Below are 19,053 nucleotides of genomic sequence, written 5' to 3'. Positions count from 1 at the left end.
GCGCTTAGTTGCCGTCCTTCAGCCCCATCAGCGCAGCGGCGAAGGGATTGTCGGGATCAATGGCTTTTTCTTTCTTGGGCGGACGGGCCGAGAAAGACTTCGCGCCCTGCGGCTTGCCACCCTTCTTGCCGTGTGGCTTTCCACGACCGTCCTGAGGTTTCCCACGCGGCTTGCCCTTACCCTGCCCCTGTTCACGGCGCGGGCCACGGTTCGGCTGGCGCTGACGGCCCCATGTGAAGGTATAGAAGACCTCAACCTCGGGCTCTTCGCTTGCGGGTTCTGCGGCCGGGGCCTCGGCTGGCACCTCGGCGGATACAGTTGCATTATCTGTCGCGACTGCATCTGCCGGGGTTTCTTCGGCGGCAGGTTGCTCGGGCGCATCTACCACAGGTTGTTCCGCAGACGTGACTTTGATCTTTTCACGCTCGCCACGCTCGGCCTTATAGCCCAAGCCCTGCATCAGGTCGGCGAATTGTTCCAACGTCATGCCGGTGATCGACAGCATGTCGGGCTTGGCTTCGAACCCGCCACGGCTGTCCTCAGACCGCAGCATATCGGCCAGACGCTCCAGCATGTCGATGCGGATCGAGCGTTCACCTGCGTCACGATAGCCGCACATTGTGTCATAGCCTTTGGGCGCATCTTTAGCGACAGGAACAGTCACAAGACCCGGAGGTGGTGCTTCGGGGAATTCCTGCAGCCCGCTGGACAGTGCCCACAACACCAGACGCAGGCGCGTCGGCGCGGGTTTCAGCAGCAGTGGCATGAAGATGGTGAACTGACCGAACCGGATGCCGTGCTTGCGCAGCGCACCGCGGGCGTCCTGATCCAGATCCTTGACCTCTTGCGCGACCTGCGCGCGGGGCAGCACGCCCAAAGCTTCGACCATGCGGAAGGCAAAGCCTTTGGCCAGACCGGACAGTTCCTCGTCCCGCGACAGGTTCAGCAGCGGCTCGAACAGCGCGGCAACCTTACGGTCGATGAAGTGTTGCAGACGGCGCTGCACCTTCTGGTCAACGTCAGGGCCTGCGGCTTCGTCCACGAAGACTTCAACCATGGGCTTGAGTGGCTCAGCCCCGGCGACCAACTTGCCGACAGCATATTCGCCCCACATCAGGCCACCTTGTTCGGTGAAATCAATTTCGGTATCGGGCGCGTTGTAGAAGCGGTCGGCACGCAGATGGAATTGCGGCGCGAGAGCCTGCAAGGACGCCGATTTCAAGGCTTTCGCCTCGGTCCCCTGCGCGGCTTTGTCCGGAATGAACCGGAACCCTTCCAGACGACCGACGAATTCGCCTTCGACGGTCACTTCACCCTTGTCATTTACTTCGGCCAAAAGGGCCTCCTTCTGTTTGAGCCGCCGCAGCAAAACGGATGTGCGCCGGTCCACAAATCGTTGGGTCAGACGGTCATGCAAAGCGTCCGACAGCCTGTCTTCTACAGTGCGCGTTTCCTCACGCCAATGGGATTCGTCACGCACCCATCCGTTTCGTTGCGCAACATATGTCCAGGTGCGAATATATGCCAGCCGTTTGGACAGTGCATCAATATCTCCGTCTGTCCGGTCAATCCGGCGGATTTGCCGCGCCATAAAGTCATCAGGGATCGACTGACGCTCATGCAGATAGCCGTAGATCACCTCGAGCAGGCTGGCATGTTCGGCATGGCTGATACCGCGAAAATCGGGGATTCGGCAGACATCCCACAGCAGACGGATGGATTGCGGATCGCTGGCGCGGGCCATGACCTCGGTCACTTGTGACAGCGATTTCAGCACGTTCAGGTCGTCGGCCGGGCGCGCCTTGAGCAGGTTTTCATTGTCCGGGCCAACCTCAAGCGATGTGATCAGCGCCTCGATCGAGCCAAACCGCAGGGCGGCATTCCGCCAGTTCAGCTTTTTCATCGGCGTAAAGCGGCTGTCCATGATCGCCTGCGCCACACCTTCATCCAGCGGAGGGGCCTCGCCCGTGACGCCGAACGTGCCGTCCGACATGCCACGCCCTGCCCGGCCAGCGATCTGTGCCAGTTCGTTGGGGGCCAAGGGTCGCATCCGCCGACCGTCGAATTTGGTCAGCGAGGAAAACGCCACATGATTTACATCCAGATTCAGCCCCATGCCGATGGCATCGGTGGCGACCAGATAATCGACCTCGCCATTCTGATAGAGGTCCACCTGCGCATTCCGCGTGCGCGGGCTAAGCGCGCCCATGACGACCGCCGCCCCACCCTTTTGACGGCGCAGAAGTTCCGCAATGGCATAAACACTATCGACCGAGAACCCGACGATGGCGCTACGCGGAGGCATCCGGCTGATCTTTTTCGACCCGGCATAAACAAGCTGAGACATGCGTTCGCGCCGCACAAACTGCGCCTCGGGGACCAACGCCGCGATGGGGCCGCGCATTGTGTCCGAGCCCAGAAAAAGCGTTTCGCTTGTGCCGCGCGACCGCAACAGGCGATCGGTGAAGACATGGCCGCGCTCGGGGTCGGTGCAGAGCTGGATTTCGTCGATGGCCACAAAATCAGCGCCCATGCCCTCGGGCATCGCTTCGACGGTGCAGACCCAATACTGGGTGCGCGGGGGCACAATGCGTTCCTCACCCGTGACCAGCGCCACGACAGACGGCCCGCGAATGGCAACGATCTTGTCATAGACCTCGCGTGCTAGCAGGCGTAGCGGCAGACCGATCACACCTGTCCGGTGACCCAGCATCCGCTCGATCGCGTAATGGGTTTTACCTGTGTTCGTCGGGCCAAGTACGGCCACAATTCGGGATGACCCGCTCACTCTTGCCCCCTGCCCCTTAGAGGGCCGAGCCCTCGACCTGAGGCTTCAGTCGATTCACGGCATTGGTTACTTCTTCGTGATGGGGATGTATAGCCAGCGCGCGTTCATAAGCCGCAAGCGCCTTATCAGGCTGACCGACAATCTCGAAAATCAAACCCAAGCCGTAAATCGCCTCGTAATTGTTGGGATTTAAAGTCAGGGCCTGCTCCAGATCGGCCGCAGCCATTCCAAAACGCTCGATCCCGAAAAACGCCGAGGCACGGACATGCCAGCCCTCTGCGAACTCGGGCGCGTGGTCGGTCAAAGCCGTCAAGTGATCAATTGCTGCCTTTGTGTCACCGTCATCCAATGCCTCACGCCCGCGTTCCAGCAACAGGTCCGCCGATGCAGACCCGGACAAAGCCCACAGCGCCTTAAGCTGCCGGTCTAACCCCAGCGCCTGTTCCGGCGTCGACTGCGCCAGTTGTTCAAGCAATTCGGTTTCGTCCCGGGAATCGGCGGTCTGAGCGACACAAGGAATGGAAAACGTGACTAGCATTGCGGTTGCCGCAACGATACCTTTGAGATTTGTGTAATTAGTGCCCATAACAACGTTCAGTGTAGCGTAGCGCAGAAGGATGTCCATTCCTCGCGCTCAAATCAAAGTGAGGAGAATCATGAGCGACACTCTGGAGAAAGCCGCAGCAGCGCTGAACGAAAAACTGGACGGCAGCGGTTTTGGCGCATCGGCCAAATTTGCCATCGAAGGTCTTGGTTCGATTGTTCTGGACGGCAGCGGTGCACGCGTTGGCGATGAAGAAACCGACGTCACCATGAGCGCGGATGTCGACACGTTCGAACAAATTCTCAGCGGTGAGCTGAACCCGACCGGTGCGTTCATGGCCGGCAAACTCAGCGTTGATGGCGACATGAGTATCGCCATGCAGCTAGCATCGGCTCTGGCCTGATGAAAATGTCGCCGGCCCCTTTGTTTGAAGACGTGGCCGGCGCACCCTCTGGCGGTGTGGCGCACTGGTTGGACACCGAAGATGGCGTGCGCATTCGCGCCGCCCATTGGTCGCCCAAAGACGAAGCCCGCGGAACGGTAATGATATTCCCGGGGCGAACAGAATATATCGAAAAATATGGCGAAGCCGCATCCGAATTTGTGGGCCGTGGGTATGCTGTTCTTTCTGTTGACTGGCGTGGTCAGGGGCTGGCGGATCGCCTGCTGGATGACAATCGTGTTGGACATGTCGACAAGTTCACCGATTACCAACACGACGTAAGGGCCGTTCTTGATCTGGCCCAGCGTCAGAACCTGCCAAAACCCTGGTATGTCATCGGCCACTCGATGGGCGGTGCAATCGGTTTGCGGGCGGTACTGGAAAACGACTGCTTTGCCGCCTGCGCCTTTACCGGGCCGATGTGGGGAATCTTCTTTACGCCCCTGATGAAACCTCTTGGCCGGTTGACGGCTTATTGGGGACCTCGTTTTGGCCTTGGTGAAAAGACACCTCCAACTACGTCGCTGGAAAGCTATGTTCTGTCCCAACCCTTTGACGGCAATGTACTGACCCGCGATCCTGACATGTACAAGATGATGCAGGATCAACTGGTCGCGCATCCTGAGCTGACATTGGGCGCGCCGTCGACCATCTGGTTGCGCGAGGCGCTGGATGAGTGTTCGTGGCTGATGGCGCAGACCGCCCCTTCCACCCCTTGCTTGACCTTCCTTGGCTCGCATGAGCAGATCGTCGACCGCAAGGCGATCCGTGCTCGTATGGCGAATTGGCCAAATGGAACTCTGGTCGAAATTCCAGACGGTGAACACGAAGTGATGATGGAAGCGCCGGATGTCCGCGGCCCCGTATTTGACCAGCTTGCAGCCCATTTCGGCGCAGCCAGCACCGACCCTGAGGCAAATGCGGCCCTGTCGAGCTAAGACCCTGCTTGTGATCCTTGAGCGTCGCGCCTAGATGTTTGCAAATGCAGATTTTCGAGGTGATCCATGCGCGACCTTCCCTTTCCCGTCCGTGACGCAAATGCAGTCGGAGGAGCCGACAATCTTGGCGACCTGCCGGAATGGGACCTGACGGACCTTTACAGCTCTGAGGACGCGCGTGAACTGGCTGCCGATCTGGAATGGCTGGAAGGGGAATGTACTTCTTTCGCCGCCGATTACGAAGGTAAGCTGGCTGATTTGGATGCCGACGGCCTGCTGCAATGCGTTCTGCGCAACGAAAAGATCAACGCGATAGCCGGACGGATCATGTCCTTTGCCGGGCTTCGCTATTACCAACTGACCACGGATGCCGAGCGCGCAAAATTCCTGTCGGACATGCAGGAAAAGATCACGATCTTCACCACCCCGCTGGTCTTCTTCACATTGGAAATCAACCGCATCGACGACGAAGTGCTGAAGACGCATTTCGCGGAGAATGCTGATCTTGCCCGGTATGAGCCCGTATTCCGCCGTATCCGCGCGATGAAACCCTATCAACTGTCTGATGAACTGGAAAAGTTTTTGCATGACCTCGGTGTGGTTGGCGACGCATGGGAACGTCTTTTCGACGAAACCATCGCCGGACTGACCTTTACGGTCGACGGCGAAGAACTGAACATCGAAGGCACATTGAACTTCTTGACCGAGCAAGACCGCAACAAGCGCGAAGCAGCAGCGCGAGAGCTGGCCTCGGTCTTTCAGGACAACATCAAGACCTTTGCCCGCGTTCACAACACGCAGGCCAAGGAAAAAGAAATCGTGGACCGCTGGCGCAACATGCCGACCGCCCAAACCGGTCGCCATCTATCAAACGATGTCGAGCCTGAGGTGGTCGAGGCGCTGCGCGAGGCGGTTGTGGCCGCTTATCCCAAGCTGAGCCATCGCTATTACGAGCTAAAACGCAAATGGCTGGGGCTGGACGTCATGCAGGTCTGGGACCGCAACGCACCGCTGCCGATGGAAGACACGCGTGTCGTAGGCTGGGACGAAGCCGAGAAAACGGTGATGAACGCCTATAACGCATTCGATCCCCGCATGGGTGAGATCGCGGCCCCCTTCTTTTCCAAAGGCTGGATCGACGCGGCGGTGAAACCGGGCAAGGCGCCCGGTGCGTTTGCACATCCGACCGTGACTGACGTGCACCCCTATGTGATGCTGAACTATCTGGGTAAACCTCGCGATGTGATGACGCTTGCGCATGAGCTGGGCCATGGCGTTCATCAGGTACTGGCTGCGGATCAAGGTGAGATGTTGTCTTCGACCCCGCTGACTCTGGCCGAGACAGCGTCGGTGTTTGGCGAAATGCTGACCTTCCGCAAGATGCTGGATCAGGCCGATACGCCGGAACAGCGCAAGGTGCTACTGGCCGGAAAAGTCGAGGACATGATCAACACGGTCGTCCGCCAAATTGCGTTTTATGACTTTGAATGCAAACTCCACGCAGCCCGCCGCGAAGGTGAACTGACGCCCGACGACATTAACGCCCTTTGGATGAGCGTTCAGGCCGAAAGCCTTGGGCCCGCGTTCGAGTTCATGGAGGGGTACGAGACCTTCTGGGCCTATATTCCGCACTTCGTCCACTCGCCCTTCTACGTTTACGCCTATGCGTTTGGCGATGGATTGGTCAACGCGCTCTACTCGGTTTACGAAAGCGGATCAGAAGGGTTCGAGGACAAGTACTTTGAAATGCTGCGCGCAGGTGGGTCAAAGCATCACAAAGACTTGCTGGCCCCTTTCGGGCTGGACGCGAGCGATCCAAAGTTCTGGGACAAAGGGCTAAGCATGATCTCGGGCTTCATCGACGAACTGGAAGCGATGGAAGACTGATCACGTCTGTTTCTTGGTCGTCAAAAAGACGGCGATCACAATCAGTACAGCACCTGTGGCCGCGATTGGCGTGATCGCGGCCCCCAAGAATATCGCCGCATTGATGAATGTGAACACGACCGAGGCCGCGAACATGAGTGTCGCGGTCAGAGTAGAGACACGCGCAGCAGCCTCGTACCACAGATAATATGCCAACGCCGTCGGCAAAACACCAAGAAGGATCAGGAACACAAGGTCTGTTGCCGTCGGCACCTGCATGGACAGTGCCGCGAATGGTAGCAACAGCAGTCCCGAGCACAAGAATATCCCGAATAGAAAATTCAAACGCTCGCCAGTGGATTTCGAGTTTCGCATTGCCCGGCTGCTTGCGATCAGGAATACCGCCCAACTCAGGCCCGCGCCGATTTCAAGAATATCGCCGAACAACGGTTCGCCACCGCCCTGAAAATCTTGAAAAACGGTCAGAAACACGCCCAAAATCGCGAGGCCCGTCGCCAGAACATCGGTTCGGGTAACGGGTGTTTCGGCGAAAAAGTACAAAAATACCAACACGAAGAACGGTGCCGTGTTCTCGAGCACCATGGCATTTGCGGCCCCGGTATGTTCCAGGCCTATGTGAAAGAGGATGTAGTTGATAACGGTGGACAAGACAGCAAGCTGAAAATAGCGATCGCGCCATCGGACTGACACCGGAACGTTCAAAACACGCAGCAGGCCATAGATCGCCAGCGCAGCAATAAACAGACGTGATACGGCGATCTGCATTCCACCAAGATCGTTGGTCAGAAACCGAACGATGACACTATGCGTGCCCCACAGGAACGCCGCCATAAACCCCAAAACCAGCCCGTTTTGCCATATCGACTGCTGGGTGCGGATGTCGGACAAGCGGTACCTCCGGCGTTATTTAAGCTGGCTGTCTTTCGACCCGCGCCGATTGATCCCAACGCGCGACTTGTGGGTCCCGTCGCGGTCTTGCTGACAATCCAGACACAGTTTCACGCCTGGAATGGCGGCCCGCCGCTTTTCAGGGATCGGTTCTTCGCACTCAGCGCAATGGGTCAGGCTTTGCCCTACAGGGCGCTTTTGGGCCTGCATCCGGGCAAGCTCGTCTGAAATTGACGCCTCGATCTGTTCACCCACCGCGCCATCGCGCGCCCAGCCGCCAGCCATTTGCACTCTCCTCATCCGGTACCCGACAGGTTAGTCCAGTTGCGCGGCGGCGTGCAAGTCAGAGGGGTTCCGCGCCCTCGAAAACGCGGTCTATAACCTCTTGCGTGCCGCGCGAGAATTCAAGTGAACATGGGTAATCTGCACCGTCACGGACCGATCGGCAGAACGCTTCGACCTGCAGCTTGTAGTGATCGTCGCCGGGAAAACGCGTGACCTGCACTTCCAGACCGGGGCGATGCAATTCCACGCGCGCCTCGCCGAAAACCCGCGCGTTGAACGGTGCCGTAAGGCGGATTACACCCCCTTCGCCGTGAAACACCATTTCCTGATGTGGATGCATTCGGATGGAGACATAGCTGGAATAGGTGAAATCCGGGAACTGCGCACGAATTTCGGTAAAGGCATCAATGCCGTCTTCCCAGCGGATCGCGGACTGCACCGAAACGGGTTCCTGCCCCGTTGCAAACCGGGCACTTCCGATTACGTAAACGCCGATATCGCGAAGGCCACCGCCGCCAGTCTCAGCCCGATTTCGGATGTTTCCGGTGTCGGCGCGATTGTCGAAACTGAATGCGCCGGTCACATGCGCCAGCTTCCCAATCGCTCCGTCCGCAATAAGATTGCGCGTGAACTGCCACTGGGGGTGGTGCACAATCATATACGCTTCGGCCGCGAGCAGCCCAGTTTGGTCACGTTTCGCAATCAACGCATCGAATTCAGCGGCCTGCATCGTCATCGGCTTTTCGCACAATACGTGCTTGCCAGCCTCGAGCGCCTTCAGGCTCCATTCCACGTGCAGATGATTGGGCAGCGGGATATAGACGGCCTCGATGTTCGGATCCCCCAACATCGCCTCATAGTCGTCATAGACTTTCAGATCAGGGCAAAACGCCTGAAACGGCTGGGCTTTTTCTGCGCTGGACGTGGCAAGCCCGGCTAAACGCGAACCATTTGCCGCATGGATCGCCGGAGCCATATAGCGACGCGCGAAATTGGCAGCGCCCAAAACGCCCCATTGAACAGGTTTTTGCATGTGTCTCCTCCCAATCCAGTCTCAGCCGGCCCGTGCCGCCGTGACCTCTTTATCAACCAGTGGACGTTAAGTCAGGCTTTTCTCGGCAGGCATTCTCCGTAACCTAGCGCCAACAACGAGAGGGAGAGCAAATGCGCAGGTTTTTCAAATGGGTTGGTATCCTGATCGCCGTCACGGTGGTTATCGGGGCGTTGGTTTTCTTCGTGTTTCTACCACCTTACATCGAAGCGGAACGCAACAATGTCATTGCGCACGCCCCCTACGATGTGACGAATGATGCCGCCGCCTTGCACGAGACCCTCATCGTCGGTGATCTTCACGCCGACCCATTGCTGTGGAGCCGGGACCTGACTGAGCGTGGTACACGCGGACAGGTCGATATCCCGCGCCTGATCGAAGGAAACGTGGCCCTGCAGGTTTTCACCGCTGTAACGAAATCCCCGGCGGGCCAGAACTATGAAGCCAATTCCGCGGAGTCGTTTGACAACATCACCCTTCTGGCCGTCGGTCAGTTATGGCCGCTGCGTACATGGGGCAGTCTGAAGGAACGCGCGATATATCAGGCAGAAAAGCTCCACCAGTTCGAGGCCGCGTCCAATGGCCAGCTTAAAGTCGTTAAGACACGCGATGATCTGGAACAGGTGCTTGAAGCGCGCGCCGCGGGCAAGCCAATCGTAGGCGGAATTCTGGGCATCGAAGGTAGTCATCCACTGGAAGGTGATTTGGCCAATCTCAATGACATTTTTGACGCCGGGCATCGGGTGTTCGGGCTTCACCACTTTTTCGACAACGAACTGGGTGCATCGCTTCACGGGCAGGCAAATACCGGACTGTCAGACTTCGGGCGTGAGGTCGTAGCAGAGTTGGCAGCGATGCCAGTTGTGATCGACCTTGCGCATTCCAGCCCGCAGGTCGCGCGGGACGTGATCGCAATGACAGACGTCCCCCTGATCGTCAGCCACGGTGGGTTGCATGGGTTCTGCCCCGTCAAACGGAACTACCCTGACGATCTGATGCTGGGTATTGCCGAAACCGGGGGCGTCATCGGCATGGGATATTGGGCGGACGTCACCTGTGGGGACATCACGCCAACCGGTATCGCCAAGATGATCAAGGCCGCCGTTGAAACGGTTGGCGAAGACCATGTTTCGCTTGGGTCAGATTATGACGGTTCGGTCGAGACCGCGTTTGACACATCCGAACTGGCGGCTCTGACCTCTGCCCTACTTTACGAAGGGTTGACCGAGGATCAAATCCGCAAGGTGATGGGCGGAAACATGGTGCGCGTGTTCAGGCAACAGCTTGCCCAGTAACAAAAAAAGCCCGCCAACTTCGGCGGGCTTTTCCAGAATTAGGGTGGCTTAAACCGTTCCCAACATTCCCTTTTCACGCGCGAGATCACGCATCTTTTTCTGCAGCTTTTCAAACGCGCGCACCTCAATCTGACGAATGCGCTCACGGCTGACATTGTACTGCGTGCTCAACTCTTCCAGCGTGACGGCCTGATCCATCAGACGGCGCTGAGTCAGAATGTCCTTCTCACGGTCATTCAGAACCTCCAAAGCAGCAGCCAGCAGCTCGCGCCGTGCGTCCAATTCATCACGCGCCTCATAGTCACCAGCTTGGTCGGCATCTTCGTCCTCAAGCCAGTCCTGCCACTGCATGGTGCCTTCGCCTTCGGACCCAACCGTCGCGTTGAGCGAAGCATCGCCACCGGACATCCGGCGGTTCATGCTGATCACTTCCTCTTCGGTCACGCCCAGATCGTTGGCGATCTGTGTCACGTTTTCGGGACGCAAGTCGCCCTCTTCCAACGCGCCGATACGGGCTTTGGCCTTGCGCAGGTTAAAGAACAGCTTTTTCTGCGCCGAAGTCGTACCCAACTTCACCAGTGACCACGACCGCAGGATATACTCCTGAATCGAGGCACGAATCCACCACATCGCATAGGTCGCCAGGCGAAAGCCCTTTTCAGGGTCAAACCGTTTCACGGCTTGCATCAGACCCACATTGGCCTCAGAGATCACCTCGGCCTGAGGCAATCCATAGCCGCGATAGCCCATGGCGATCTTGGCCGCCAATCGCAGGTGCGATGTGACCATTTTATGCGCAGATTCAGTATCTTGCTCCTCCACCCAACGTTTGGCGAGCATGTATTCTTCTTCCGGCTCCAGCAGGGGAAATTTGCGAATTTCCTGCATATAGCGGTTCAGTCCGCCTTCCGGCGTCGGCGCGGGGAGATTTGCGTAATTTGCCATGTTTCATGTCCCTCCGACAAATGTTTAGTTCGTTAACATAGGATATGGGAGGTCGTCCCGATCCATTCAAGAGGTACCTTTAACAGTTTGGAATTAACGATCTATAAAGGAAAGATAAGAACGCGTTACTCACAATGGTTTGCACATTATGACAGTGGCGCGCGAAGCCGATCAATCAGATTCTCCATGTCTTTGGGAAGATTTGCCTCAAACCGCAAAGATTCGCCTGTGATCGGGTGCTCAAAACCCAAAACAGCCGCGTGCAGGGCCTGTCTGGGAAAGGCGCGCACCGCTTCGACAGTTGCGGGATCAAAGGCTTTGACGGCCAGCTTTCGCTTACCTCCATAGACCGGATCACCGACCAAACCGTGCCCCACATGCGCCATATGGACCCGGATTTGATGCGTGCGTCCCGTTTCCAGCCAGCATTCGATCAGGGCCAACCCAGCAGGAGCGCCAAAAGTCTCAACGACCCGCGCCCGCGTAACCGCGTGCCTGCCACCATGAAACAGAACGGCCTGCCTTTGACGATCCGTCTTGTGGCGGGCCAGTTGCGTGGTCAGACGCATGACATTGCCGGGCTCAAAACTGACCCCTTTGACCCCACGCAATCTGGGGTCGTTCGCATCCGGCACCCCGTAACAGATAGCGCGGTAATACCTCTCGACCGTATGCGCCTCGAACTGGGCGGCTAAACCGTGATGCGCTGCGTCTGATTTAGCGACGACCAGCAAGCCACTGGTTTCTTTATCAATTCTATGGACGATGCCGGGGCGCTTCACACCACCGACGCCAGACAAATCCGATCCGCAATGATGCAGCAGCGCGTTTACCAACGTCCCGTTCGGAGATCCCGGCGCCGGATGAACCACCATCCCCGCCGGTTTATTGATAACGATCAAGTCATCGTCTTCAAACACGACATCCAAGGGAATTTCTTCGGGTCCGATATGGCTATCCTCGGCTTCTGCAACGGTTATCTTGACCGTGGCCCCTTCTGTGACCTTGGCCTTAGGATCCGTGACCTGAGAACCGTCAACCAGAACAGCACCGCTTTCGATCAGACGCCCCAATCGGGTACGCGAAAGGTTTTCCTCGGCTGGCACATCACGCGAAAGCGCCTTATCAAGGCGTGACGGCGGATCAGCCGCGATGTGAAATTCAATCTGGCGAGTGCCCATGACTGTCCCTTCCGAACCCCAAGAACCGCTGGAAACGCCGCAGATCAGATTGTTGCGGCGAATGGTCATGCTGCTGACCGCGGTGATGATTGGCGGCGTTCTAGTGACATTCGCCCTGATTGTCATCCGGCTATCGGACCGAACCCCCACTCTGCCCGACCAGATTGAACTGCCGGGCGGCGCAAAGGCACAGGCTGTGACGATTGGCTACAATTGGTACGCGGTCGTGACCGATGACAATCGTATTTTGATATTTGACAAAACAACCGGAAAGCTGCGCAGCGAAGTTCAGGTCGAGTAAAGCTTTGGAAGGACAGGCTGTGTTTGATTTGGTCTGGCTGCGTCTGATCGAACCATTTTGACAACCTCAAGGCAGAATGCCCCGCAGCTTGCGCCATCAGGCTTCCATCAAGAGGTTCAAAAATACCCGCTTTCGCCAGATTGTGGAATTTAACTTGAGCATTGAATTTGCTACTGAATGTCCGTGAACATCACTATGCGCGAAAAACCTCGAACCGCTTGGATCGGGAAAGACCCTCGTAAGAGCTGTTTATCGCCGGAACCGATAGGCATGGAGAACTAATGCCCAAACACCGCTTCACGATCATGTCCATGATGAAGGATGAAGGTCATTCGTTGGTGGAATGGGTCGCCTATCACAAGCACATAGGTTTCGATAATATCGTCGTTTATACAAACGACTGCACCGACGGCACAGACGACATGCTGATCCGTCTGCAAGAGCTGGGATGGGTACAACACTTCCGCAACGACGTACCCGAGGGGCGCAAACCGCAGCCAAATGCCCTTGCGCTTGGAACCAGAAATCCGGAAGTGATCGACAGCGAATGGATTCTGACGATGGACGCGGACGAATTCCTTTCCATCAAAGTTGGGCGCGGCCGGATCACAGACCTTGTGGAAAACATTGACCCCAAGGCAGATGGGATTGCCATTACCTGGCGCTTTTTCGGATCGAATGACCTGACGCGATGGGACCCAGGGTTGGCAATCGAATCTTACACCCGATCCGCGCCGGATAGGTTTCCAAAAGGCTGGGGGGTGAAAACCCTCTTCAAGCCATATCTGGACATGAAACTTGGCATCCACCGACCGCACATAAAAAAAGCCAAGAAACTTCCCGCCAACGCCAAACTGCTTTTGGACCAGTTCTGGCTAAACGGATCAGGCGATCCCATGCCGCACGAGTTTTCTTTGTCAGGCTGGCGCTCTACGAAACCGACCTTGGGGTATGACTTGGTCGAGATGAACCACTATGCGGTCAAGTCATACGAGTCATATTTGCTCAGGCGCATTCGGGGCAATGTGAACAACAAACCAGACAAGTATAACGCCGCCTATTTCGCGCTTTTTGATCGAAACGAGTCCGAAGCCACCAACGTGAAGCGTCATATTCGCGCGACCAAGCGAAAAATCGAAGCGATCCTGGCCGACCCGATAATGCGGGAACTGCAGGACAAAGCAATCCACCACCATGAGAACCGCGTTCGACAACTGCGCGAGACCGAAGAATATGAAGGATGGCTGGAAGAGTTGAAGACAGCGGGTCAGGTTCCGCTGAATAAGCTTGACGAAGTTCTCTTTGTTCAACACTTGCCAAAAGAATGGCAGTTGAAGGTCAAGGAGCTGCAGGCACAAGGAGTATCCGACAGCGAGATTGCCAAAATGATCGCTCAGACTCAGACGGCGAAAAAAGGTCAAACGCGCCGCGAGTTGCTTGAACTTTCCGGCAAGGCCCCGGCAAACGCCCTTGAAGGCGACGAACCGGGGGCCGACAACCGAATGGATGACGAAAACGGCCCGGACAATCCATTTATGAACACTGAGGCTGCCGCAGGTTTGGGTGTACCATTGTCCAAGGACCGCACCCTTAAAATGGCGTTGGCTGCTCAAGCGGCAGATGAGGCCGACAACCGCGTTTCTGACGTGGTAGGTAAAGCCCAATCCGTGAAACACGCAGTTGGCAGATACAGTGCCAAGGGGGTATTGAAACGACCGACCAACGGGGATGAGGATGAAAACTGAAGACACCCCCCCGAACGCAGGCCGCAAGCTGTTGCTTTCTACGGTAAAAAACGAAGGAATATACCTGCTGGAATGGCTGGCCTATCACAAATCAATTGGCATTGACGATTTCTGCATCTTTTCCAACGACTGCAGCGATGGCACCAATCTAATGCTCAACCGCCTTGATCAATTGAGGGTGGTCCGTCACTTTGATAACCCCATCGGCCCGAGGATGGACCCGCAGCGCGCTGCCTACTCACGAGCGAACCGAATGGACTGGGTGCGGGATGCCGATTGGGTGCTCATACTTGACGCAGATGAATTCCTTAACATCCACGTAGGCGATCGCAGCATAGATGCATTGATCGACAATTGTGGCGCGCCAGACGCGATATCCGTCAACTGGCGCCTTATGGGGTCATGTGGGCTGGAACATTGGAACCCAGAAGCTCTGGTCACGCAACGCTTCACGCGCGGATCAACTTTCGAGGCCCCTGAAAACGGTTTGGTCTGGGGTTTCAAAACGCTGTTCCGCCCTTCAACGTTCGACTATTTCGGAGTGCACCGCCCCCGCTTTTTCAAACACCGCGAGATCGAGCCAGACATGGCGCGTTGGACAAACGCGGACGGAAAGCCAATGGGCGGGAATATTCTTCAAAAAGGATGGCGCGGCAACAGAGACAACGTCACAGGCAAAACTGCACAAGTAAATCACTATGCGGTCAAAAGCCGGGAAGAGTTTTTGCTCAAGCGGTTACGTGGAACTGCCAATTCAAAAAACAAAGACCGCATCGACATGGAGTATTTTGGGAAATACGACATCAACACAAGCCATGACGATTCAATCGACACCTCAGCCATTCGTTCAATTATGTCTGATTGGCTGAAAGATGGCGATCTGGCGGCTCTGCTTCGATCCTGCCACGACTGCGCGCGACGTGTTCTGGATTATCAACTTGAGGCGCCCGAGTTTCGAGAGTTTGTGGATTCTGGGTATTTTCCGAAACCGGAAGCTGAAACTTCATGAAGCATGGGTCGTTGCATCTTTGATGCAAGCCAAAGTCACGGCTCATTTGAATCCGACCGATTGCGGCGCGACACACCGAGCCACGCTATTCCGGTTTTTCGACGGCAATTATGCGAAGATTTGACTGCTTGGCGGGCAGGTCTTCACCCAATCCGAGTTACTTTCATAGCCAAGCTTCCTCAGAGCACCACCATAGCGCGCCTCATAAACCTCGGCGACTTCACGTGGCAGTTTGCTTTGCCACTGCGCTTTAGCCCCTGACCCGATATGCAACGAAATCCGTTCCGCTCGGTCAGTTTTCTTTTTCAAGCCCCCAAACAAAGAGTGCTTCCAATAGGACCGCACGGCTTTGTCGATATCCAATCCTTCAATGTCAAAATTGCTAAGAATTTCTCGGAACAAATCACACGTCGAGTCTTCGATCAAATCCTCGTACTTCACGTCTATCGCGTTCTCATGACCATATGGCCAAGCCATCATTTCGGTCAGAGTTTGATGGTGCTTGTTTTCCATTTCAAACATGAGCTTGTCGAGCTCATTTGGCAGGCTGGAAATATACTCTTTGTAAGTCTTGCCATCCCATTCTACTCTTGTCTCTCGCAGAAACTTCTCATTGCCGGTCGGCGCTATCTGGTGATAGCGGGTGCCGGACAGCAGCACATCACGCGGGTCTCGGATAACGTGCAGAAATCTGGCGTGACCCAGCTCCAGGAGCTCTCTAGGAAATTTAGACGACCAATTCACAATAATCTGTGGCCCTGTCTCAGCCGCGTCAGCAAGTCTTTTCGCTCTGTAGCACTGCATAAATGGGATGGATTGATCTTGATGGATTTCACGAAAAACCTTTCGCATCCAAATTGTGCCAGTCTTGTGATGTGTACCGACGCACAAAAATCTAGGCTTCATCGCGGAAAGTTCTCTTGAGTTGATGTTTTGAACACGTCAATTCGCTGTTGCGTTGAGCCTAGCGCCTGACACGGCATTTCCTGGAAATTGTGTTCAGATACCAAAGGCATTTAAGGCACTAATAATAAAGACGCGTGACCGCCTCAACCAATTCGTCATGCACGGCGTGCTTAATGGTGTCCTATGAACAATCAGCGCTATTCACTGCGCGAAAAGAGTGACAAAATAACGACTTATGACAGTCTGGTCACACATGGCATGAAAACCTATGAAAACCCGGAGGATTGTATTGGTGCGGTCGAGAAGACTCGAACTTCCACGGGTGTTACCCCACAGCGACCTCAACGCTGCGCGTCTACCAATTCCGCCACGACCGCACTGTATGTGACTTGGTAGAGGCGCGTATAGACGGTGCGGAACGGGATGTGAAGAGGCAAAAAACAAGCCGGATTGAATTCCTTTTCGACCTTCATATCTGTATCACAGATTTCACTTTGCCACCTGATCCGGAGATGCATCATGACTTCAACAGACACGCGCCCGATCATCCAGATCGACATTGTCTCGGATGTGGTATGCCCTTGGTGTATTGTCGGCTTCCGGCAGCTTGATCTGGCACTGCAGCAAGAGGGGGTGCTTGCCCAACTCCGATGGCACCCGTTTGAATTGAACCCTGCTATGGGGGCCGAAGGGCAAAACCTGCGCGAGCACATGGCTGAGAAATACGGGTCTACGGCCGAGCAAAGTCAGCAGGCGCGTGATCGGTTGACGCAGCTCGGCGCAGAGTTGGGTTTCTTATTTAATTTCAACGAAGAGTCCCGAATCTACAATACCTTTGCCGCACACCAGCTTTTGGGCTGGGCCGAAGCCCAAGGGCGTCAACACCCGCTAAAGATGGCTCTGTTTCAGGCATATTTCACCGACCAAAAGGATGTTTCCGATCCCAAAGTCCTTCTCGACGCTGTTGAAGCCGTCGGATTGGGCAGGGTCGCCGGACAGCAGGTCCTTTCCTCTGGTGCCCACGTGCAACCAGTGCGACAGAAGCAGGAATTCTGGACAAGTCGCGGCATCTCGGGCGTGCCTTCGATGGTGTTTGGCGGCAAGTACCTTGTGACAGGGGCGCAGGGCCAAGATACCTATGCGCAAATCCTTAGGCGCTGTTTGGCAGAGGCGGCGTAACCCCTTTTCCTGCCTGATACCGCGCGGTAAGAGACCTCATGGAATGGAAAATCACTGACGGCTTGACCGATTATGACGATGCCGTGGCCTTTATGGAGGCGCGGGTAGCGGCAATTGCGGCCGGTGAAGCAGATGAATGCGTCTGGCTGCTCGAGCACCCCCCGCTCTATACCGCGGGAACATCCGCCCGGATCGAAGACCTGACCGATCCTGATCGGTTTCCCGTTTACGAAAGCAAGCGCGGCGGTGAGTACACGTATCATGGCCCCGGCCAGCGGGTTGCCTATGTCATGCTTGACCTAAACAAACGCGGGAAAGACGTCCTGCGCTTTGTAAAACAGCTAGAAGCCTGGGTGATCGCGTCACTTGCGGAATTCAATGTCAAAGGTGAAATCCGGGATGGTCGCGTCGGTGTTTGGGTGCGCCGGGATGACAAGCCCTTGACGGCTTCGGGCGCCCCTGCCGAGGACAAGGTGGCAGCGATTGGCTTGCGACTACGCAAATGGATCAGCTTTCACGGAATCTCGATCAACGTGGAACCTGATCTTGATCATTTCTCAGGGATCGTGCCATGCGGAATTTCCGAACATGGTGTAACGTCTTTGGTCGAATTGGGACTGCCTGTCACGATGGCAGACATGGATGCCGCACTACAGAAAACCTTTTCCCAAATATTCGAAACGATAAGGGCCTGACGTCATAAACCGAATCGTTTCGCGACTCCAATTGGTTAACAATCCACACCCCAGCTTGCGCTCTGTTTCCAAAGCGCGCCCAAAACTCGCGCAAAAGCCGAGTGAATCATGACAATTGTCTGTCCAACCCCACTCAAATGAATACAGGCCCGAGATTTACGGTTAGACTGATTTCACCGTTCTAGAGTGAGTGGTGTGTTAAACCGGTAATCGTGGGATTTCTGCGAAAACGGAAAAGTTTTTTTTACGAGTCTGCCGTTCCGACCCCAAATCGGAACGGCAATTCATTTCTGGGGCATCCACCTTCCGGACTTCACGCATCCGGCTTTCCCAAACTTTCTCACTTTGGCCGAAGCCGCATCAACTGCCCAAGGCCCGCAAGAAGTTCCGACTACCCGGTGATCAAGTGCGTGACGTTCAGCCAACAGCAGTTCTGATTTTTTCGGCGTGCTCCGCGATCAGGTCGAAATCCCCCATTGTTCCGGGCGCACGCAAAGCAACATCTTCGTGGCGAGGAAGAACGTGGAAATGCAGATGGAACACCTCCTGCCCTCCGGCCGTTTCGTTGAATTGCTGGATCGTTACTCCGTCAGCGTCAAAGGCCCTCACCACCGCCTTGGCCAGTTTCTGAACAGTGGCCATCACTGATGCCAGTTGCTGCGGAGATGCATCCAGCATATTGCGGCACGGTGTTTTGGGTATCACCAACAGGTGACCGTCCGATCGGGGCATAATGTCCATGAACGCAAGTGTATCGTCATCCTCGTAAACGCGGTTCGCGGGGATCTCCCCCTTCAGGATCTTGGCAAAGATGTTTTCTGGATCGTAGGCGGTCATGTCAAATCTCCGATTTCGGCGTTACGCCCAGTTCTGCGTTTCGTCCGCACCAGGGTCAAGCGAAGAAACCTCTGTCACGCGCAGCGCTTGAATTTTGACAGCCAATACCCAACTGAAAGGTTAATTTAGCCGACAAT

Annotated in this window: 18 protein-coding genes and 1 tRNA gene; 9 read left to right on the top strand and 10 right to left on the bottom strand. The window is 55.8% G+C overall.

Annotation, left to right across the window (positions count from 1 at the left end; translation table 11 throughout):
• Positions 1-4: 4 nt before the first annotated feature.
• Entirely contained in the window at positions 5-2,788 is a 2,784-nt protein-coding gene (locus GOX75_RS03035; RefSeq protein ID WP_171121122.1) for a helicase-related protein, read from the bottom strand.
• Positions 2,789-2,804: 16 nt separating this feature from the next.
• Positions 2,805-3,413 (bottom strand): tetratricopeptide repeat protein, encoded by a 609-nt coding sequence (locus tag GOX75_RS03030; RefSeq protein ID WP_171121121.1) that lies wholly within the window; start codon positions 3,411-3,413, stop codon positions 2,805-2,807.
• Positions 3,414-3,444: 31 nt separating this feature from the next.
• Here GOX75_RS03030 and GOX75_RS03025 point away from each other — a divergent pair, with 31 nt between their 5' ends.
• The 3 genes from GOX75_RS03025 to GOX75_RS03015 all read left to right on the top strand — a co-directional run bounded on the left by GOX75_RS03025 (position 3,445) and on the right by GOX75_RS03015 (position 6,599).
• Positions 3,445-3,735: an SCP2 sterol-binding domain-containing protein gene (locus tag GOX75_RS03025; protein WP_171121120.1), complete on the top strand. Its 291-nt coding sequence runs from the start codon at positions 3,445-3,447 to the stop codon at positions 3,733-3,735.
• Entirely contained in the window at positions 3,735-4,712 is a 978-nt protein-coding gene (locus GOX75_RS03020) for an alpha/beta fold hydrolase (RefSeq protein ID WP_171121119.1), read from the top strand. The genes GOX75_RS03025 and GOX75_RS03020 overlap by 1 nt, the downstream gene beginning before the upstream one ends.
• Positions 4,713-4,778: 66 nt before the next feature.
• Positions 4,779-6,599 (top strand): M3 family oligoendopeptidase, encoded by a 1,821-nt coding sequence (locus tag GOX75_RS03015; protein WP_171121118.1) that lies wholly within the window; start codon positions 4,779-4,781, stop codon positions 6,597-6,599.
• Here the strand turns inward: GOX75_RS03015 and GOX75_RS03010 are convergent, their stop codons facing one another.
• Genes GOX75_RS03010 through GOX75_RS03000 form a run of 3 tightly spaced genes read right to left on the bottom strand, consistent with a single transcriptional unit; the run spans position 6,600 to position 8,805 of the window.
• The gene (locus tag GOX75_RS03010; RefSeq protein ID WP_171121117.1) at positions 6,600-7,487 is read right to left on the bottom strand and encodes a DMT family transporter; all 888 of its coding nucleotides are present in this window, start codon (positions 7,485-7,487) and stop codon (positions 6,600-6,602) included.
• Between the two features lie 15 nt (positions 7,488-7,502).
• Positions 7,503-7,772, bottom strand: coding sequence for a DksA/TraR family C4-type zinc finger protein (locus GOX75_RS03005; RefSeq protein ID WP_171121116.1), 270 nt, complete (start codon positions 7,770-7,772; stop codon positions 7,503-7,505).
• 58 nt (positions 7,773-7,830) lie between these two features.
• Positions 7,831-8,805 (bottom strand): Gfo/Idh/MocA family protein, encoded by a 975-nt coding sequence (locus GOX75_RS03000; protein WP_171121115.1) that lies wholly within the window; start codon positions 8,803-8,805, stop codon positions 7,831-7,833.
• A gap of 131 nt (positions 8,806-8,936) precedes the next feature.
• On the opposite strand from GOX75_RS03000, the gene GOX75_RS02995 reads away from it, so the two are divergent.
• The gene (locus GOX75_RS02995) at positions 8,937-10,118 is read left to right on the top strand and encodes a dipeptidase (protein ID WP_171121114.1); all 1,182 of its coding nucleotides are present in this window, start codon (positions 8,937-8,939) and stop codon (positions 10,116-10,118) included.
• A 48-nt stretch (positions 10,119-10,166) separates the two neighbouring features.
• Here the strand turns inward: GOX75_RS02995 and rpoH are convergent, their stop codons facing one another.
• Both rpoH and GOX75_RS02985 read right to left on the bottom strand, forming a co-directional pair.
• The gene (gene rpoH, locus GOX75_RS02990; RefSeq protein ID WP_170383778.1) at positions 10,167-11,063 is read right to left on the bottom strand and encodes an RNA polymerase sigma factor RpoH; all 897 of its coding nucleotides are present in this window, start codon (positions 11,061-11,063) and stop codon (positions 10,167-10,169) included.
• A 146-nt stretch (positions 11,064-11,209) separates the two neighbouring features.
• Positions 11,210-12,244, bottom strand: a complete 1,035-nt coding sequence (locus GOX75_RS02985) for an RluA family pseudouridine synthase (RefSeq protein ID WP_171121113.1) — start codon at positions 12,242-12,244, stop codon at positions 11,210-11,212.
• On the opposite strand from GOX75_RS02985, the gene GOX75_RS02980 reads away from it, so the two are divergent.
• The 3 genes from GOX75_RS02980 to GOX75_RS02970 all read left to right on the top strand — a co-directional run bounded on the left by GOX75_RS02980 (position 12,243) and on the right by GOX75_RS02970 (position 15,299).
• Positions 12,243-12,545: a DUF6476 family protein gene (locus GOX75_RS02980; RefSeq protein WP_171121112.1), complete on the top strand. Its 303-nt coding sequence runs from the start codon at positions 12,243-12,245 to the stop codon at positions 12,543-12,545. The two genes, GOX75_RS02985 and GOX75_RS02980, sit on opposite strands and share 2 nt — an antisense overlap.
• 281 nt (positions 12,546-12,826) lie before the next feature.
• Positions 12,827-14,290 carry a glycosyltransferase family 2 protein gene (locus GOX75_RS02975; protein ID WP_254428681.1) on the top strand — a complete coding sequence of 488 codons (1,464 nt, stop codon included), beginning with the start codon at positions 12,827-12,829 and terminating at the stop codon, positions 14,288-14,290.
• Positions 14,280-15,299: a glycosyltransferase family 2 protein gene (locus GOX75_RS02970; RefSeq protein ID WP_171121111.1), complete on the top strand. Its 1,020-nt coding sequence runs from the start codon at positions 14,280-14,282 to the stop codon at positions 15,297-15,299. Before GOX75_RS02975 ends, GOX75_RS02970 begins: the two co-directional genes overlap by 11 nt.
• Positions 15,300-15,407: 108 nt before the next feature.
• Here GOX75_RS02970 and GOX75_RS02965 read toward each other — a convergent pair whose 3' ends face one another.
• Positions 15,408-16,205, bottom strand: a complete 798-nt coding sequence (locus GOX75_RS02965; protein ID WP_171121110.1) for a sulfotransferase domain-containing protein — start codon at positions 16,203-16,205, stop codon at positions 15,408-15,410.
• 290 nt (positions 16,206-16,495) lie between these two features.
• Positions 16,496-16,582, bottom strand: a tRNA-Leu gene (locus GOX75_RS02960).
• Positions 16,583-16,724: 142 nt separating this feature from the next.
• On the opposite strand from GOX75_RS02960, the gene GOX75_RS02955 reads away from it, so the two are divergent.
• Positions 16,725-17,384, top strand: a complete 660-nt coding sequence (locus GOX75_RS02955; protein ID WP_171121109.1) for a DsbA family oxidoreductase — start codon at positions 16,725-16,727, stop codon at positions 17,382-17,384.
• 38 nt (positions 17,385-17,422) lie between these two features.
• A complete protein-coding gene (lipB, locus tag GOX75_RS02950) occupies positions 17,423-18,079 on the top strand; it encodes a lipoyl(octanoyl) transferase LipB (RefSeq protein ID WP_171121108.1) in 657 nt (218 codons plus the stop codon).
• A gap of 417 nt (positions 18,080-18,496) precedes the next feature.
• Here the strand turns inward: lipB and GOX75_RS02945 are convergent, their stop codons facing one another.
• Entirely contained in the window at positions 18,497-18,916 is a 420-nt protein-coding gene (locus tag GOX75_RS02945; RefSeq protein ID WP_171121107.1) for an HIT family protein, read from the bottom strand.
• Positions 18,917-19,053 lie beyond the last annotated feature (137 nt).

Source organism: Ruegeria sp. HKCCD7251 (genome assembly GCF_013031165.1).
GTDB lineage: Bacteria > Pseudomonadota > Alphaproteobacteria > Rhodobacterales > Rhodobacteraceae > Ruegeria.
Note: the sequence above shows the minus strand (reverse complement) of the source record. Positions and strands in the feature narration are given on the sequence as shown.

Coding starts and splice junctions, on each gene's coding strand:
- GOX75_RS03030 (WP_171121121.1), bottom strand. CDS start 3,413: ATGGACATCCTTCTGCGCTACGCTACACTGAACGTTGTTATGGGCACT.
- GOX75_RS03025 (WP_171121120.1), top strand. CDS start 3,445: ATGAGCGACACTCTGGAGAAAGCCGCAGCAGCGCTGAACGAAAAACTG.
- GOX75_RS03020 (WP_171121119.1), top strand. CDS start 3,735: ATGAAAATGTCGCCGGCCCCTTTGTTTGAAGACGTGGCCGGCGCACCC.
- GOX75_RS03015 (WP_171121118.1), top strand. CDS start 4,779: ATGCGCGACCTTCCCTTTCCCGTCCGTGACGCAAATGCAGTCGGAGGA.
- GOX75_RS03005 (WP_171121116.1), bottom strand. CDS start 7,772: ATGGCTGGCGGCTGGGCGCGCGATGGCGCGGTGGGTGAACAGATCGAG.
- GOX75_RS03000 (WP_171121115.1), bottom strand. CDS start 8,805: ATGCAAAAACCTGTTCAATGGGGCGTTTTGGGCGCTGCCAATTTCGCG.
- GOX75_RS02995 (WP_171121114.1), top strand. CDS start 8,937: ATGCGCAGGTTTTTCAAATGGGTTGGTATCCTGATCGCCGTCACGGTG.
- rpoH (WP_170383778.1), bottom strand. CDS start 11,063: ATGGCAAATTACGCAAATCTCCCCGCGCCGACGCCGGAAGGCGGACTG.
- GOX75_RS02980 (WP_171121112.1), top strand. CDS start 12,243: ATGACTGTCCCTTCCGAACCCCAAGAACCGCTGGAAACGCCGCAGATC.
- GOX75_RS02985 (WP_171121113.1), bottom strand. CDS start 12,244: ATGGGCACTCGCCAGATTGAATTTCACATCGCGGCTGATCCGCCGTCA.
- GOX75_RS02975 (WP_254428681.1), top strand. CDS start 12,827: ATGCCCAAACACCGCTTCACGATCATGTCCATGATGAAGGATGAAGGT.
- GOX75_RS02970 (WP_171121111.1), top strand. CDS start 14,280: ATGAAAACTGAAGACACCCCCCCGAACGCAGGCCGCAAGCTGTTGCTT.
- GOX75_RS02965 (WP_171121110.1), bottom strand. CDS start 16,205: ATGAAGCCTAGATTTTTGTGCGTCGGTACACATCACAAGACTGGCACA.
- GOX75_RS02955 (WP_171121109.1), top strand. CDS start 16,725: ATGACTTCAACAGACACGCGCCCGATCATCCAGATCGACATTGTCTCG.
- lipB (WP_171121108.1), top strand. CDS start 17,423: ATGGAATGGAAAATCACTGACGGCTTGACCGATTATGACGATGCCGTG.
- GOX75_RS02945 (WP_171121107.1), bottom strand. CDS start 18,916: ATGACCGCCTACGATCCAGAAAACATCTTTGCCAAGATCCTGAAGGGG.